The following is a 13304-nucleotide window of genomic DNA, read 5'->3' as shown; positions in this document are numbered from 1 at the left end:
TCGTGCGTACCAACCGACGGTCAGGCTGCGTGTCGCATTGATCGCGAACCACGCTGGAAACAAGGTGACGCGCCTGCTCTCGCCGGACACGCCTCTCATCGTGGGGCGCGCTCCGGAGGCGGGGCTCCGAATCGATGACCAGACCCTGTCGCGAGAGCACGCCCGCTTCGTGCTCTCCGGCTCGCGGGTCCTGGTGGAGGACCTCGGCTCCAAGAACGGTACCCACTTCCTGGGCAGCCGCGTCGCCCGCATCGAACTCACGATTGGAGATGAGATCGTCCTGGGCGGCGTTGCCCTGCAGGTGCAGGCCCTCGGGGCCCGGGGTGACTCCCTCGGCCTCGTTCGGGAAGAGCTGATCCACCACCACCTGGAGGAGGAGCTCACGCGCGCCCGGCAGTTCAACCGTCCCTTCGCCTTGCTCATGGTGCGAGTGCTCTCCGCGGGAGGAGCCGCTCCGCCAGAGTCGGAAGAGGGGACCTGGATCGAGGAGGTGCGCAGTCATCTCCGCCCGGTCGATCTCATGGCGCTCTACGGCTCCAGCGCGCTTGAGGTGCTGCTGCCGGAGACGGGCGCCGAGGAGGCCCATCGCATTGCCCGGGCCATGGCGGCCTCTCGGGCGGGTGGGAGCCGCCCGCTGGTCGTGGGCCTTGCCCTCTATCCCGCTTCCGGCGGCACCGCGGACGTGCTGCTCGAGGCCGCTCGCGATGCGGCTCACCGGGCCTCGCCCGAGCACCCGGTGGAGAGCGGCCCGGCCGCGAGGCTCGCGCGAGGGGAGAGCCCCGAGGGGTCGCTCGTCGTGGGGCGGGTGATGCGCCCGGTGCTTGAGACGGTGGCGAGCGTTGCCACCTCGCGCATCCCGGTCATCCTTCACGGAGAGACAGGCACGGGCAAGGAGGTGCTCGCGCAGCTGATCCACGAGAGCGGCCCTCGCAAGGACCGCCGCATCGTCCGCGTCAACTGTGGAGCGCTCCCCAGGGACCTGGTCGAGAGCACGCTCTTCGGGCACGAGCGAGGGGCCTTCACCGGCGCCCTGCAGCAGCAGAAAGGCGTGTTCGAGGAGGCCGACGGCGGCACGGTCTTCCTGGACGAGATCGGCGAGCTTCCCCCCGCGGCGCAGGTCTCGCTGCTGCGAGTCCTCGAGGTGGGGACCTTCAACCGCGTGGGTTCCAACCGTGAGCTCGAAGTGGACGTGCGCATCGTGGCCGCGACGCACCGCGATCTCGAGACCATGGCGGAGGAGGGCTCCTTCCGCTCGGATCTCTATTACCGGCTCAGCGGCGTGGTCATCGAGATTCCACCGCTGCGTGAGCGCCGGGACGAGATCGAGCCCCTGGCACGCAGGTTCCTGCTGGCCGCCAACAAGGCCAATGGGCGCCGGGTGGAGGGCATCTCCCCGGAGACGCTCGCGCTCCTGGAGGCCTACTCGTGGCCCGGCAACGTCCGCGAGCTGCGCAACGTGATTGAGCGCGCGGTGGTGGTCTCCCAGGGAGGGCTCATCAGGCCGGAGGATCTGCCCGTGCGGCTGCGTACCGGGGAGCACCGTCCCGAGGCGGGGTCGAGCAAGGCCTCGGCTCTCGCTGCTCAGGAGCCGGAGCAGGCCCGTGCCCGGGTGCAGCAGTTCGAGGCCCGGGTGCTCCAGGAGGCCCTGGCCGCGACCGGCTGGAATCGGGCGGAAGCCGCGAAGAAGCTGGGCATGGCGGTGCGGACGCTGTCGTATCGGCTGAAGGTGCTCGGCGTGAAGAAGCCCGAGTAGGCCTTTGGGCACCCGCGCTCGCCGCGGCCGGTCATGGCCCTGGCACGAAGCCGAGCAGCGTCCCAGGGAACTTGTCGGTCACGAGCAGGAAGCCGCGCTCGTCCAGCCGCACCACTCCTTCCCAGTTTCGTGCCGCTTCGCTGGAGAGCTGGAACTGGAGGGGCGGCCGATCGGTGAGCACGATGCCAGAGGGCTGCACCTGTAGCTCGATGAGCCGCTCCACCTGGGGCATCCGGGCATGGGTGGGGCCGGTGCCGTAACGGGCCAGGAGGGGATCCGACGCTGGTTTGTAGGCGGCAGAGGTCCCCGGAAAGCTGTAGTTCATCACCCAGAAGCGGCCCGCCGCATCCATGGAGGTGGCGTCGGTGGTGCGGTGCTCGATCGAGGGGAGAGCCAGCTTCCCGGAAGGGGAGAGCGATCGATCGAAGCTCTCGGCGGCAGGGGCGCGGTTCACGTTGACGCCGTTGGCTTCGTACAGGGCCAGCACGCGATCCTCGCTCACCACCAGCGCCTCGAAGCCCGCGTTGGAAACGTCGGACGGCAGGGAAAGCGAGGCCTGGGGCGACGGCTCGAGCTTCAGCACGCTCAGGTCCGGCGCGATGTGTCCGGTGACGAGGAAGGCCTTTCCGGTGCTCTTGCGGGTCTCCACGGTCAGGTACGCCTGCTCATCGGCGAACTGGATGGACTCGTAGCCCTCGAAGCCGGGGATGCGCTTCTCGATGCCGGCGCTGTCGAAGGGAATGCAGCGGGGCGTCAGGGGCTCCGAGGTGGTGCGCTCGAGCCGCGCGAGGATGTCTGCCTTCGAGACGGTATAGAGGCAGGGGGCGTCGTCATCCTCCCAGTCGGGATACTGCGGCAGCATGACGAGGTGCTCTCGGTACCAGGCGAGTCCGGAGAGCTCGGCGCTATTGCTTCGAAGAGGACCACCGAGCGGTAGGAGGGTGACGGCCTGCTCCGGCGCTGTCCCGCGTAACGCAGCGGGCACATCCGTCAGCGGACCCTGCTGGGCGGAGCCCGAAGTACACCCGGCCAGCCCCAGTGCGAGCAGGAGGGCGCGAGCCTTGCGCGCAATCACTCCCACCCGCGGCATCAACCCCGGCCCTTGGGAACCACCGAGAAGCGCTGGAGCTGCCGCTGCGGCTCCTGCCACTCGGGCTTGAGCGCCGCGGCCTGGCGGTAGTCGTTGTAGGCGGAGCGGACGTTGCCGAGCATCTCGTGGGCGATGCCTCGCGTGTAGTAGGCGATCTCGGGCCATTCGGTGTTCAGCTCCAGCGCCTTGCCGATCGCCTCCACTGCCTCGGCGTCCCGGCCGAGGTTTACCAGCGCGACGCCCTTGTTGACGTAGGCCTCGGCGAGGTCTGGATTCAGCTTGAGCGCCTCCTCGTAGCTGGCGAGCGCGAGCGCGTGCTTCCTGGCATGCATCTGGAGGATGCCGCGGTTGACGAGGGTCGCGGCGCGATCGCTCGGTGTCAGGCGCTGCTCGGTGAGCGCCCGGTCGCAAGCCTCGAGCCCCGAGTCCGAGGCCTGGCCGGCCTTGGCGTGTTCGTAGCAGATGCGACCGAACCCGTTGCCGAGCACCTTGATGGAGGCTTCCGCATGCGCGGGAACGAGGGTCGCTCCAACGAGCGCGATGGTGCCGAGCAACAGCTTGAACCGTCCCATGGCAGTCCTCCTCGTATCTGGCGGCTCCATATTATCAGAATCGCTTCTGTCGATTCCATGGGATGAATTGGTGCTCATGACTTCACGGCGGTTCGAGGCAGTCCTCTTCGATTGTGACGGCGTCCTGGTGGACTCCGAGTCCATCACCCTGAGCGTCCTGCGCGACATGCTCGAGGAGCAGGGCTGGAAGCTCAGCCTGCTGGAGTGCATGGCGCTGTTCATCGGCAAGATGGTGAAGGACGAGGCGGCCATCATCGAGGCGCGCACCGGCAAGCCGTTGACGGAGGAGTGGCTCGCCCGGTTCCGGCAGCGGCGCAACGAGGCCCTGGAGCGCGACCTGGTGGCGATCCGCAACATCCACGCGGCGGTGGAGTCCATCCATGAGCGGTACGAGGGACGCATCGCCTGTGCCTCGGGCGCGGACCGCGGCAAGATCGAGCTTCAGCTGCGCAAGGTCGGCCTCATGAAGTACTTCGACGGGCGGATCTTCAGCGGCGTCGAGCAGCCGCGCTCCAAGCCCGCTCCGGACGTGTACCTGGCGGCGGCGAGCGCCCTGTCCGTGGAACCGGCGCGCTGCGCTGTCGTGGAGGACACCCGCACCGGCGTGACGGCCGGCGTGGCAGCAGGCGCCACGGTGTTCGGCTACAGCCCTCCAGAGGCCGGCCACGATGCGCCCGAAGTCCTGCGTCGGGCCGGCGCGGTGCGGATCTTCACCGACATGGCGGAGCTCCCCGCGCTGCTCGAGTCCTGACATCTCCCTGTGTCAGCCGTGGTCCTTAATCTGGCATCGACACGCGGGAAAACCGGGAGAGGCAGAGACAGTGGCAAACATGATCGAACAACAGCCCCTCATCACGATCAACCACGCTCGCGGCACCCGCTTCTCGCTCGATGTCGACACCAGCCTTCATCAATCGCACGTGATCAAGCTGCTCATCGGGCTCGACGCGGATGTATCAGTGCTCGAGCCTTCCGGCCGCCGCGTATGTTCTCCGGCGGTAGTGATTCCCAGCGACATCGCCTCGAGCGTGGTGTGCCAAGGTCCGGCCATCACGGTACTGCTCGATCCGGAGACCAATCGCGAGCCGAACGCGCGCACGCGGGCGCTGGGTGCCGCGGCGCCGATCGAGCCGGCCCTGGCGCTCCGGCTCCGTGAAGCGGTCTGGTCGGCGCGGTGCCATCTCGAGAGCCCGTTGCACCTGGATGGGCTCGGTGAGGAGCTGCAAGCCATCGCGTTTCCGAGCACCCGCCTCCGCGTGGATTTCGACATGCGCGTCGAGCGTGCCATCGAGCGCCTCCGCGCCCGGCTCGATGATCCCGACGGCGAGGAGCTCGGGCTGGAGTCGCATCTGGGCGTGACGCTTCAGCACTTCCGTGCGCTCTTCCTTCGTGACATCGGCATCTCGCCGCGCGCCTGGCTTTTGTGGAACCGGCTCGTGCACGGGCTGCGCATCACGCTGACGGGCGTCTCGCTCACCACGGCGGCGGTGGCGGCGGGTTTCTCGGACCAGGCCCACTTCTCGCGCACGTGCCGCCGCCTGCTCGGCTACGCGCCCAGCGGCATCGTCCTCATGGGGACGACAGAGCAACGAAATGTCCTTTCGCCCAGGCTCTCCACAAGAAGCAGGCCCCTGTCACGACGAGCACGAGCAAGGTGAGCACCGAGGCTTCCAGGCCGCACCGGCCGCCGACCAGCCAGTCCGGACCGGTCAGGCTTCCCTGCAGCAGCCCGGTACTCTCATGCCCGGAGACCGCGACGGAGAAGATCGTGCCCAGGGTGTAGTTCCACGCGACATGGATGCCGATACACAGCCAGAGGCGGCGTGTCACCATGAACGCCGTGGCGAAGAACACGCCCGCGACCACCGCAATCCCGATGGCCAGCATCCCGGCACCGGCTCCCGGCAGGTGGGCCACACCGAACAGGACCGCCGAGATCCCCAGCGCAATCCAGCTTCCCAGGGCCTTTTCGGTGATCCGGAAGAGGATGCCGCGGCACAGGAGCTCTTCGAGCACTCCGACGAGGGTCATCTCCGCCAGGGGATTGAGGAGCTTCATGCTCCAGCCATTGCTGCCGACCACCTCGTAGGCGCCGAGCCCCGCGAGCACGCCTATCACCACCACGACCAGCAATGCCCCGAGCAGCAGCCCTATGCCGAGTTCACGCCACGCTCCTGTCGGGGAGAGCTCTGAGACGGGCCGCTTCTCCACGAGGCGCACGTAGAGGGCATAGGACGCCAGCGCGGCGCCGGCTCCCAGCAACTGCGGCCACATGCTGCGCTCGGCCTCACCGGCAACGGCGCTGGCGAGTGACACGGCCAGGCCCACGGAGAGCGCTGTGACGAACGTGGCGAGCACGATTCGAGTCAGCGGAAATTGCAGGAAGCGCTTGCCCGGTGTCGTGTCGGAAGGAGCTGCGGCGGGGGAAGGGGGCATGGTGTCTGCCACCACTGTAACGGCACGAGGACTAGTGGCCCAGCAACTCCAGTACGCGCTCATCGGTCCGGAGCCAATCGGCGGGCACCTCTTCGATGGAGGTGATCCGGCCTTGCCTCCGGTGCTCCTCCCAGGTGATGCGCAGCGTCAGCCAGTGCTCCCCATCCTGGAAGTCGTACTCCCACTCCTCCGACGAGCGGTGCAGCTTGCCCACCGGGCGCGACCGTCGCCGGATGTGGTCCGGCGAGCCGAGCAACCGGAGGACCTGCTCCGCCGACATGTTGGAGTCCAGCTCCGCCGCTCGCTGGCGCCTATCGGAGATCAGCTCGGGCACCGGGAACCGTCCCTGGCCACGGATGAGGAAGTGGTACGCCGCATACCCTTGGGGCCGTTCGCCGAGCAGTCGAAGGGAGTGCTGGGCGATGGGGCGGAAGTTCTGGACCTGCATCCAGGCCGAGATGCGATCTCCGAAGGCATTACTGCCCGTGGAGTAGAGCGGGCAATCGATCGCCTCCCACTGCCGGAGGAAGGGCAGGCCCTCCTGGATGCGATGCACTCCCACCAGGTGGAGGGCGGCCACGACGCGTCCGAGCTCTTCCCTCAGCGGGAGAGGCGATTGCTCCTCCTCCTCGGAGTCGCGTGGCGCCAGGAGCTTCTGGACCTCATCCATCCGCGTCGACAAGCTCGCCAGCAGCTCGTACGCGCTCCGCCTCTCGGCGTCGATCATCGAGCGCTCGAGGGTGGCCCATGCCGGGTCGCCCTCCGGGATGAGGGTCGCATGGGTGAGGTCGAGGAGCAGTCGCTGCCCCGAGTACGTCCGCCAGACGAAGAAGGCCGTGGCGTCATGCTCGAAGAAGTACGGCCACGAGTGGTTCGCCCAGAACGTCCCCCCGGTCGACAGGACGAGATGCCGGACTCGCCATTCGAGCTGTCGTCCCTCCCGTGGCTTCGGCTTCTCGTCGTCCTCGTCGTCCTCCAGCCTGCCGCGCGTGTCGAGGATCCGCACCCGGGCGACGTCTTGCCCGGATGGGGACACCACGATCACTTCGGGGCGGAAGCCGTGGGTCCGGAGGGCCGACCACCCCGCGTCAGACACCACGAGCTCGTTTGGCGAGTCCTCTTCCTCGCCCTGCCACCGCGTCCAGATGACACGAGGCTCGACACTCCCGGGTGAAGGCTCGAGCAGGCGGTAGCGGAAGTTTCTCTGGTGCTGGCGGTACCGGAACGAGAAGTCGCTCTCGGTCGCCCATCGCCCCTCTTGATCGGGGATCGTCCCGTTGTGAGGCGAGCGGGCCTCGAGAAGGAACCGGCCATGGGGAGAGGTTGCAGCGCGGTCGGAGTAGATGATCGCCGTCACGGCCGTGACTCTATGCCACTCGCCTGGTTCGGCTCAGTCCATGTGCTCGAGCTCGATCCCCGTAGGCAGCGCCCAGGCATGGCGCCTCTCCTCGTACACGGAGATCTTCGGAGCAGGAAAGCTGGGGTCGGCAAAGGCGCCAACAGCGACGGCGACGAAGTCCGGCATGGCGCCGAGCTCCCAGTACACGGTGGCGCCGCATGTCGGGCAGAAATGGAAGGTGGCGGTGTTTCCGCTGTCCCCCACTCGGGAGAACGAGGTGGAGCGCCCTTCGATGGAGGAGATGTCCTGGCGGCGAAACCGCGCTTGGGTCCCAAAGACGCTCCCCGTCCTCTTCTGACATGCGAGGCAGTGGCACATGGACACCCGGACGGGCTCGCCGGTGCACACCACCTGCAACTGACCGCAACTGCAGGATGCACGACGCAAGGTCATCTCTTCCTCGGAGCGCTTCAGGCGCACGCCATGGGTGCGCCGGGAAGGCGGCGCGGCGAGTCAGCGCGTCGAGCGCTGGCTCAGCGCCACACTGCCGAGGATGATCGAGCCGGCGATGCCCATGGTCAACGTCAAAGGCTCGTCGAGCAGCAGCCACGCCCACGCCACGCCGAACAGCGGGACGAGGTAGGTCACGGTGGCCGCGCTGCCGGCGCCGATGCGCTGAATCAGGCGATAGAACATGGCGTAGGCGACGCCCGTGCAGAGCACGCCGATCATCCCCGCGGCGAACCACGACCTGGCGGGGATCTCATGCTGCGGCCACTGCGTGATGGCGAACGGCAGCACCATCAAGGCCGCGGTGCCGAGCGTGGCGGCGGCCACCGCGGACGGCGGCAGACCGCTCAGGTGCCTGCGCACCAGGTTCCCGCCAATACCGTACAGGAACGCCGCGGTCGCGCCCGCGGCCACCGCCGAGCCAACGCTCGCGCCCGCGGCCTTGCCACTGGCGAGCACCACGACGCCGACGAAGCCGGCCGCCAGCGCGATCGCGCGGCGCGTGCCGATCTTCTCCCCGAAGAAGAGGAAGCCCACCAGCGCTGTGAACAGCACCGCCATCGAGTTGGCGATCGCGCCGACGCCCGCTGGCGCGCGCTGAGCGGCCCAGGCGAACAGCACGAAGGGGATGGCCGAGTTGATCGCGCCGACCAGCACGAGCATGGGCCAGTGCTTCAGGGTCATCGAGGCGCGCGCGCGCCACAGGAACGGCATCAGCACCAGCGCCCCCAGCCCCAGCCGGAGCTCGACGAGCGGCACGGCGCCGAAGTCCTTGGCGGCCACGCGCATGAACATGAAGGACGCGCCCCAGATGGCGCCGAGCAGGGCCAGCTCCAGCGGGGTCCTCCAGGCCTGGGTGTTGGGCGCGTCCAGGGGAACCGGGACTGCATCGATCGAGCGCATGGGAGGACTCCGGTGAGATGAGCGAAGGCTGCGGCAACCATTCGCTTTGTGGCTAGACTGCGTACTGATTAGTCGGCGCGAATTAGAGGCACAAGCGCATCCTATTGAGGTCAGACACAAACCAGATTTGAGGCTCATCCATGGCCCTGCGTCCCGACTGGCTCCCAGCCCTTGCGGCGTTCGAAGCCGCCGCCCGCCACCAGAACTTCGCCCACGCCGCCGAGGAACTGCACCTCACGGCGAGCGCCGTCAGCCACCATGTGCGCAGGCTCGAAGCGCAGCTGGAGGTGCCCCTGTTCCAGCGCCACGCGCGGGGGGTGACCTTGACCGCCGAGGGGCGCCAGCTCGCCGACGCCGCCGGCACCGCGCTGGCCGACGTGGACAGCGTGCTGCGGGGCCTGCGCGCGGCGCGAGAGGAGCAGGATGTCGTGCGCATCTCCACCCTGCACTCGCTGACCTACTGCTGGCTGCTGCCGCGCCTGCCGGCGTTCATGGCCGCGCAGCCACGCATCCGGCTCACCGTGGATACCGAGGCGGCGCTGACGCGCTTCGAGGATGGGGGACCTGATCTGGCCATCCGCCATGGGGCCGGGCACTGGCCGGGGCTGACGGCCCATCACCTCATGGACGAGACCTTGTTCCCGGTCACCTCGCCGAAGCTGCCGGGGTTGGCCAGCATCACGGAGCCCGAGCACATCGCGCGGCTGCCGTTGATCGCTGATCTCTCGCGGCAGGGCTGGCACGACTGGTTCCGCGCCGTCGGCGTGCATGGCGTCAAACTCGACGAGCGTTACCGATTCAGCGACACGACGGATGCCTTGAACGCGGCCGCCTTCGGGCTCGGCGCGGCGCTGGCTCGAGAGAAGATCGCGACACCGTATCTGGCCGAGGGGCGGCTGGTGCGGCTGCCGGGGCCGTCGGTGAAGGCAAGGTTCGGGTACTACGTGGTGTATCCCTCCCATCGACGACTGCGGGCATCGGCGCGAGTCTTCGTGGACTGGCTGATGACGCTGCGTTGAGCTGCCCGCGAGGCCACGCCTCCAGAGGAATGCGTGGCCCGCCACCGGCTCCGGGTAGACTGGACCCGTGGCCACGCACTCCGAGCAGAGTCCTCCCAGCGGCTTCCGGCACCGCCTCCACGAGATCGTCTTCGAGGCGGACACACCCGCTGGAAAGCTCTTCGATGTCGTCCTGCTGTGCGCCATCCTCCTGAGCGTCGCCACGGTGGCGCTGGAGAGCGTGGCCCCCATCCGCGAGCGCTTCGGGGAGGAGCTGCGCGCGGCGGAGTGGGGCTTCACCGTCCTCTTCACCTTCGAGTACCTGCTGCGGCTGGTGTCCGTCCTCAAGCCCTGGCGGTACGCGACCAGCTTCTTCGGGGTGGTGGACCTGATCGCCATCCTCCCCACCTACCTGAGCCTGCTGCTGCCGGGGGCCCAGTCGCTGCTGGTCATCCGGGTGCTGCGCCTGCTGCGCATCTTCCGGGTGCTCAAGCTCGCCAGCTTCCTGGGGCAGGCGGAGATCCTCCTCACGGCGCTGCGCGCCAGCCGTCAGAAGATCATCGTCTTCCTCTGCGGCGTCATGAGCACCGTCGTCATCATGGGCGCGCTCATGTACCTGGTGGAGGGCGAGAAGAACGGCTTCGACAGCATCCCGCGCGGCATGTACTGGGCCGTGGTGACCATGACGACGGTGGGCTTTGGCGACATCACCCCCAAGACGGTGGTGGGGCAGTTCATCGCGTCGCTGCTGATGGTCGCCGGCTACGGAATCCTCGCGGTGCCCACGGGCATCGTCTCCGTGGAGCTGGCCGCGGCCTCCCGCAGGCACGTGGACACCCAGGCCTGCCCCGGCTGCGCCGCGTACGGCCACGATCAGGACGCCGTGTACTGCAAGCACTGCGGCACGGCGCTGGGGCCGCGCTGAGCGCCCTCAGTCCGAGGCGGACGGGAGGGCTGGCGCCCCGGGCTCGCGCCGCAGGCGGATGTCCGTGAAGTGGTAGGGCGCCCACGGGCCCGTGTACTGGAACGTGAGCAGCTCGAAGCGCGCGGCCAGCGAGCGCACCTTCGCGTCGAAGCTCACCGCCTGCTCTCGCGCCACGAGGAAGGCCACGTTGAGGATCATCCGCTCCCCGATGGGGCTCACCACCCGCGTCGCCGTGGCGTGCGGCCTCAGGGCCTCCACGATGGTCTGCGCGTCGTGCCGGGCCGCCTCCATGGGAATCAGGTCGCGATCCCACAGCACCTTCAGGCCCAGCTCCAGCTGCCCCTCCAGCCGCGCCAGCACGTCCGTGAAGGCGTCATGGGCCGAGCGCAGCAGCTCCACCACCTGCTGGCGCCCGGAGACGGTGAGGCCGAAGGCCGTGGGCAGCAGCGTGTGCTCGCGCATCACCGCCTCCTGCACGCGGTGGTGGGCCAGCACGTTGTCCCGCGTCGGGTCCGGCACGCCAGCCGGCCCCGCGGACACCACCGCCGCCAGGCCTCCCTCGCACACCGTCCCCACCTCCGCCGGAGGTGTGCCGAGGCCGATGGCGCCAAAGCTCAGGTCCTCTCGTGAGCGCAGCACCCCATAGACATAGACGCCGCGAGAGCCCGAGGGCTCGGCCCAGGGATCCATGAGCGCGCTCACCCCGCCCGTGTCGCCAGCACCCGCTTCACCTCCGCCACGAGCGTGTCTGGCAGGCACGGCTTGATGACGAAGGCGTCGCAGCCCACCTGCGCCCCCTCGTTCTGGCCGAGCGCGTGGCCGGTCAGCGCCACCACGGGGATCTTCTTCGTGCGCTCGTCGTTCTTCAGGCGGCGCGTGGCCTCCCAGCCATCGATCACCGGCAGCGACAGATCCATCAGGATGATGTCCGGCAGCAGCTCGAAGGCCTTGTCCAGCGCCTCGGCCCCGTTCTTCGCCTCCGCCACGCGGAAGCCGGAGAACTCCAGGTACTCCGCGTACATCTCCCGGGCGTCCTGGTAGTCGTCGACGACCAGCACCAGCGGCTTGTCTCCAGCCGGAGAATTCGTCATGGGCGCCTCATACGACGGGGCAGGTGCAGTGTGAAGTTGGAACCCTGGCTCAGGCCGCTTTGCACCGTCACGCGGCCCCCCATCATCGCGGCGAGACGTCGGCAGATGGACAGACCCAGGCCCGTGCCCCCGTAGGCTCGCGTGGGCGAGCTGTCGACCTGCTGGAAGTCCTCGAAGATCTTCTCCTGGTGCTCCGGCGCGATGCCGATGCCCGTGTCCTTCACGGAGATGGTGACGGTGGAGGTCGCCAGCTCATACGCGGCGATCACCTGCACGGACCCCTCGTGGGTGAACTTCAGCGCGTTGGACAGCAGGTTGAGGACGATCTGCTTCACCTTCTGCCGGTCGCTGTGCAGCTCCGGCAGCTCGGGCTCCAGCGAGGTGCTCACCGCCAGCTTCGTGCGCGCGATGATGGGGTCCATCTCCGCCATCACCTCCTGGATGAGCTCCGGGAGCATGAAGTCGGTCTCGTTGAGCGGCATCCGCCCCGCCTCGATGCGGGTGATGTCGAGGATCTCGTTGATGACCTGCAGCAGGTGCCGGCCGTTGGAGTCGATGCGCCCCAGGTTGCGCTTCTGCTGGGGCGTCATCTCTCCGTTGACGCCCTGCAGGAGCATGCTCGTGTAGCCGAGGATGGCGTTGAGCGGGGTGCGGAACTCGTGGGACATGTTGGCCAGGAACTGGGACTTGGCCGCGCTGGCCTGCTCGAGCTGCAGCGCCTGCCGCCGCAGCTTCTCGTTCTGCTCGGCCAGCTCCGCGGTGGCCGTGTGGACCTTGGCCTCCAGCTCGTTGGAGGCGGTCGTCAGCTGCTCCAGGAGCCGGGCCTTCTCTCGCGCCTCGGTCCGATCGTGCAGCAGGGTGACGATGGAGGTGGGCTCGCCCTGGTCCGACAGCACCTGGGTGGCCACGGCCTCCATGGGCAGCGGCGCGCCGGTGGACGGCTCCACCAGGGTCAGCTCGCCCCGCCAGCGCCGCATGCCCCCCGGGGAGAGCAGGTGCGAGAGGAACGAGGACAGGTGCGCGTCGTTGGTGTGCGCGCGCCGCCGCGTGGCCTCGCCGCTGTCATGCGAGGCGGCGAAGAGGCGCTCGGCCGGATCATTCATCAGCACCGTGCCGCCGGAAGGATCCGTGAGGATGATGGGGTCTGCCACCGAGTCCAGGACGAGATCCAGCCGCAGCCGCTCCGAGCGCGCCTCCTGCTCCGAGGCCCGCAGGCGCCGGTAGCTCTCGCCCAGGGCCCGGGTGGCGCGGCCCAGGTCCGTCACGTTGCGCAGCACGCACACCCGCCCCGGAGGGCTGCCAGGCTCCTGGACCGGGGTGCAGTCCAGCTCGAAGAGCAGATCCGTGCCCTCCATGGGGTCCAGCAGGGACAGGTCCCTGCGGCGCACGGGCGAGGCGCCCCCGGTGGCGGCGCTGACCAGCGCGGTGTGGAACAGCTGCTGGTTGAGCTCCACGGCGCGGCGGCGGCCCTCGCTGGCTCCCTCGCTCGCCACGAGCAGCTCGCGGGCGCGGGCATTGGCCATGAGGATCTTCCCCTCGGGGCCGGTGAAGAGCAGCGGGTCCGACACCGCGTCCACCAGGTGCCGCAGCAAGGCCCGCTCGGGATCGGACCCGGCGGGGCTCGACTCGGAGCGCGCCTCGAGCCCAGGCGCGGAGGGGGGCGTCAGGGGGGCGGTGGACGGCAAGG

At 68.8% G+C, this 13304-nt stretch carries 14 protein-coding genes; 5 read left to right on the top strand and 9 right to left on the bottom strand.

Annotated features, from left to right (window positions below; genetic code table 11):
• Window positions 1-64 precede the first annotated feature (64 nt).
• On the top strand, window positions 65-1753 hold the full coding sequence (locus KY572_RS06830) for a sigma 54-interacting transcriptional regulator (RefSeq protein ID WP_224241588.1): 1689 nt from the start codon (window positions 65-67) through the stop codon (window positions 1751-1753).
• Window positions 1754-1784: 31 nt separating this feature from the next.
• Here KY572_RS06830 and KY572_RS06825 read toward each other — a convergent pair whose 3' ends face one another.
• A complete protein-coding gene (locus KY572_RS06825) occupies window positions 1785-2615 on the bottom strand; it encodes a hypothetical protein (protein ID WP_224241586.1) in 831 nt (276 codons plus the stop codon).
• Between the two features lie 227 nt (window positions 2616-2842).
• Window positions 2843-3415, bottom strand: a complete 573-nt coding sequence (locus KY572_RS06820; RefSeq protein WP_224241583.1) for a tetratricopeptide repeat protein — start codon at window positions 3413-3415, stop codon at window positions 2843-2845.
• 76 nt (window positions 3416-3491) lie between these two features.
• Between KY572_RS06820 and KY572_RS06815 the strand changes: the two genes are divergently transcribed.
• Window positions 3492-4166, top strand: a complete 675-nt coding sequence (locus KY572_RS06815) for an HAD family hydrolase (protein WP_224241581.1) — start codon at window positions 3492-3494, stop codon at window positions 4164-4166.
• A gap of 79 nt (window positions 4167-4245) precedes the next feature.
• On the top strand, window positions 4246-5073 hold the full coding sequence (locus KY572_RS06810; protein ID WP_224241580.1) for a helix-turn-helix transcriptional regulator: 828 nt from the start codon (window positions 4246-4248) through the stop codon (window positions 5071-5073).
• Here KY572_RS06810 and KY572_RS06805 read toward each other — a convergent pair.
• Genes KY572_RS06805 through KY572_RS06790 form a run of 4 tightly spaced genes read right to left on the bottom strand, consistent with a single transcriptional unit; the run spans window position 4985 to window position 8603 of the window.
• Window positions 4985-5851: a CPBP family intramembrane glutamic endopeptidase gene (locus tag KY572_RS06805; RefSeq protein ID WP_224241578.1), complete on the bottom strand. Its 867-nt coding sequence runs from the start codon at window positions 5849-5851 to the stop codon at window positions 4985-4987. The genes KY572_RS06810 and KY572_RS06805 overlap by 89 nt on opposite strands.
• A 31-nt stretch (window positions 5852-5882) precedes the next feature.
• Window positions 5883-7208 (bottom strand): hypothetical protein, encoded by a 1326-nt coding sequence (locus KY572_RS06800; protein ID WP_224241576.1) that lies wholly within the window; start codon window positions 7206-7208, stop codon window positions 5883-5885.
• A gap of 33 nt (window positions 7209-7241) precedes the next feature.
• On the bottom strand, window positions 7242-7643 hold the full coding sequence (locus tag KY572_RS06795) for a GFA family protein (RefSeq protein ID WP_456077661.1): 402 nt from the start codon (window positions 7641-7643) through the stop codon (window positions 7242-7244).
• A 60-nt stretch (window positions 7644-7703) separates the two neighbouring features.
• On the bottom strand, window positions 7704-8603 hold the full coding sequence (locus KY572_RS06790) for a DMT family transporter (RefSeq protein ID WP_224241574.1): 900 nt from the start codon (window positions 8601-8603) through the stop codon (window positions 7704-7706).
• Between the two features lie 140 nt (window positions 8604-8743).
• Here KY572_RS06790 and KY572_RS06785 point away from each other — a divergent pair, with 140 nt between their 5' ends.
• Together KY572_RS06785 and KY572_RS06780 are read left to right on the top strand one after the other, a co-directional pair.
• Window positions 8744-9622, top strand: coding sequence for a LysR substrate-binding domain-containing protein (locus KY572_RS06785; RefSeq protein WP_224241572.1), 879 nt, complete (start codon window positions 8744-8746; stop codon window positions 9620-9622).
• Between the two features lie 67 nt (window positions 9623-9689).
• Window positions 9690-10526, top strand: a complete 837-nt coding sequence (locus KY572_RS06780) for an ion transporter (RefSeq protein ID WP_224241571.1) — start codon at window positions 9690-9692, stop codon at window positions 10524-10526.
• Window positions 10527-10532: 6 nt separating this feature from the next.
• On the opposite strand, the gene KY572_RS06775 is transcribed toward KY572_RS06780, so the two are convergent.
• Genes KY572_RS06775 through KY572_RS06765 form a run of 3 tightly spaced genes read right to left on the bottom strand, consistent with a single transcriptional unit; the run spans window position 10533 to window position 13302 of the window.
• Window positions 10533-11216: a GvpL/GvpF family gas vesicle protein gene (locus tag KY572_RS06775; RefSeq protein ID WP_224241569.1), complete on the bottom strand. Its 684-nt coding sequence runs from the start codon at window positions 11214-11216 to the stop codon at window positions 10533-10535.
• Between the two features lie 8 nt (window positions 11217-11224).
• Window positions 11225-11617 carry a response regulator gene (locus tag KY572_RS06770; protein ID WP_224241567.1) on the bottom strand — a complete coding sequence of 131 codons (393 nt, stop codon included), beginning with the start codon at window positions 11615-11617 and terminating at the stop codon, window positions 11225-11227.
• The gene (locus KY572_RS06765) at window positions 11614-13302 is read right to left on the bottom strand and encodes a PAS domain-containing sensor histidine kinase (RefSeq protein WP_224241566.1); all 1689 of its coding nucleotides are present in this window, start codon (window positions 13300-13302) and stop codon (window positions 11614-11616) included. The genes KY572_RS06770 and KY572_RS06765 overlap by 4 nt, the downstream gene beginning before the upstream one ends.
• Window positions 13303-13304 lie beyond the last annotated feature (2 nt).

The organism is Hyalangium gracile, from assembly GCF_020103725.1.
Classification (GTDB): Bacteria; Myxococcota; Myxococcia; order Myxococcales; family Myxococcaceae; genus Hyalangium; species Hyalangium gracile.
Note: the sequence above shows the minus strand (reverse complement) of the source record. Positions and strands in the feature narration are given on the sequence as shown.

What these genes read in the sequence shown, in the direction of transcription:
- KY572_RS06825 (WP_224241586.1), bottom strand. Translation starts at nt 2,615, where the DNA reads ATGCTGCCGCAGTATCCCGACTGGGAGGATGACGACGCCCCCTGCCTC.
- KY572_RS06820 (WP_224241583.1), bottom strand. Translation starts at nt 3,415, where the DNA reads ATGGGACGGTTCAAGCTGTTGCTCGGCACCATCGCGCTCGTTGGAGCG.
- KY572_RS06815 (WP_224241581.1), top strand. Translation starts at nt 3,492, where the DNA reads ATGACTTCACGGCGGTTCGAGGCAGTCCTCTTCGATTGTGACGGCGTC.
- KY572_RS06810 (WP_224241580.1), top strand. Translation starts at nt 4,246, where the DNA reads ATGATCGAACAACAGCCCCTCATCACGATCAACCACGCTCGCGGCACC.
- KY572_RS06805 (WP_224241578.1), bottom strand. Translation starts at nt 5,851, where the DNA reads ATGCCCCCTTCCCCCGCCGCAGCTCCTTCCGACACGACACCGGGCAAG.
- KY572_RS06795 (WP_456077661.1), bottom strand. Translation starts at nt 7,643, where the DNA reads ATGACCTTGCGTCGTGCATCCTGCAGTTGCGGTCAGTTGCAGGTGGTG.
- KY572_RS06790 (WP_224241574.1), bottom strand. Translation starts at nt 8,603, where the DNA reads ATGCGCTCGATCGATGCAGTCCCGGTTCCCCTGGACGCGCCCAACACC.
- KY572_RS06785 (WP_224241572.1), top strand. Translation starts at nt 8,744, where the DNA reads ATGGCCCTGCGTCCCGACTGGCTCCCAGCCCTTGCGGCGTTCGAAGCC.
- KY572_RS06775 (WP_224241569.1), bottom strand. Translation starts at nt 11,216, where the DNA reads ATGGATCCCTGGGCCGAGCCCTCGGGCTCTCGCGGCGTCTATGTCTAT.
- KY572_RS06770 (WP_224241567.1), bottom strand. Translation starts at nt 11,617, where the DNA reads ATGACGAATTCTCCGGCTGGAGACAAGCCGCTGGTGCTGGTCGTCGAC.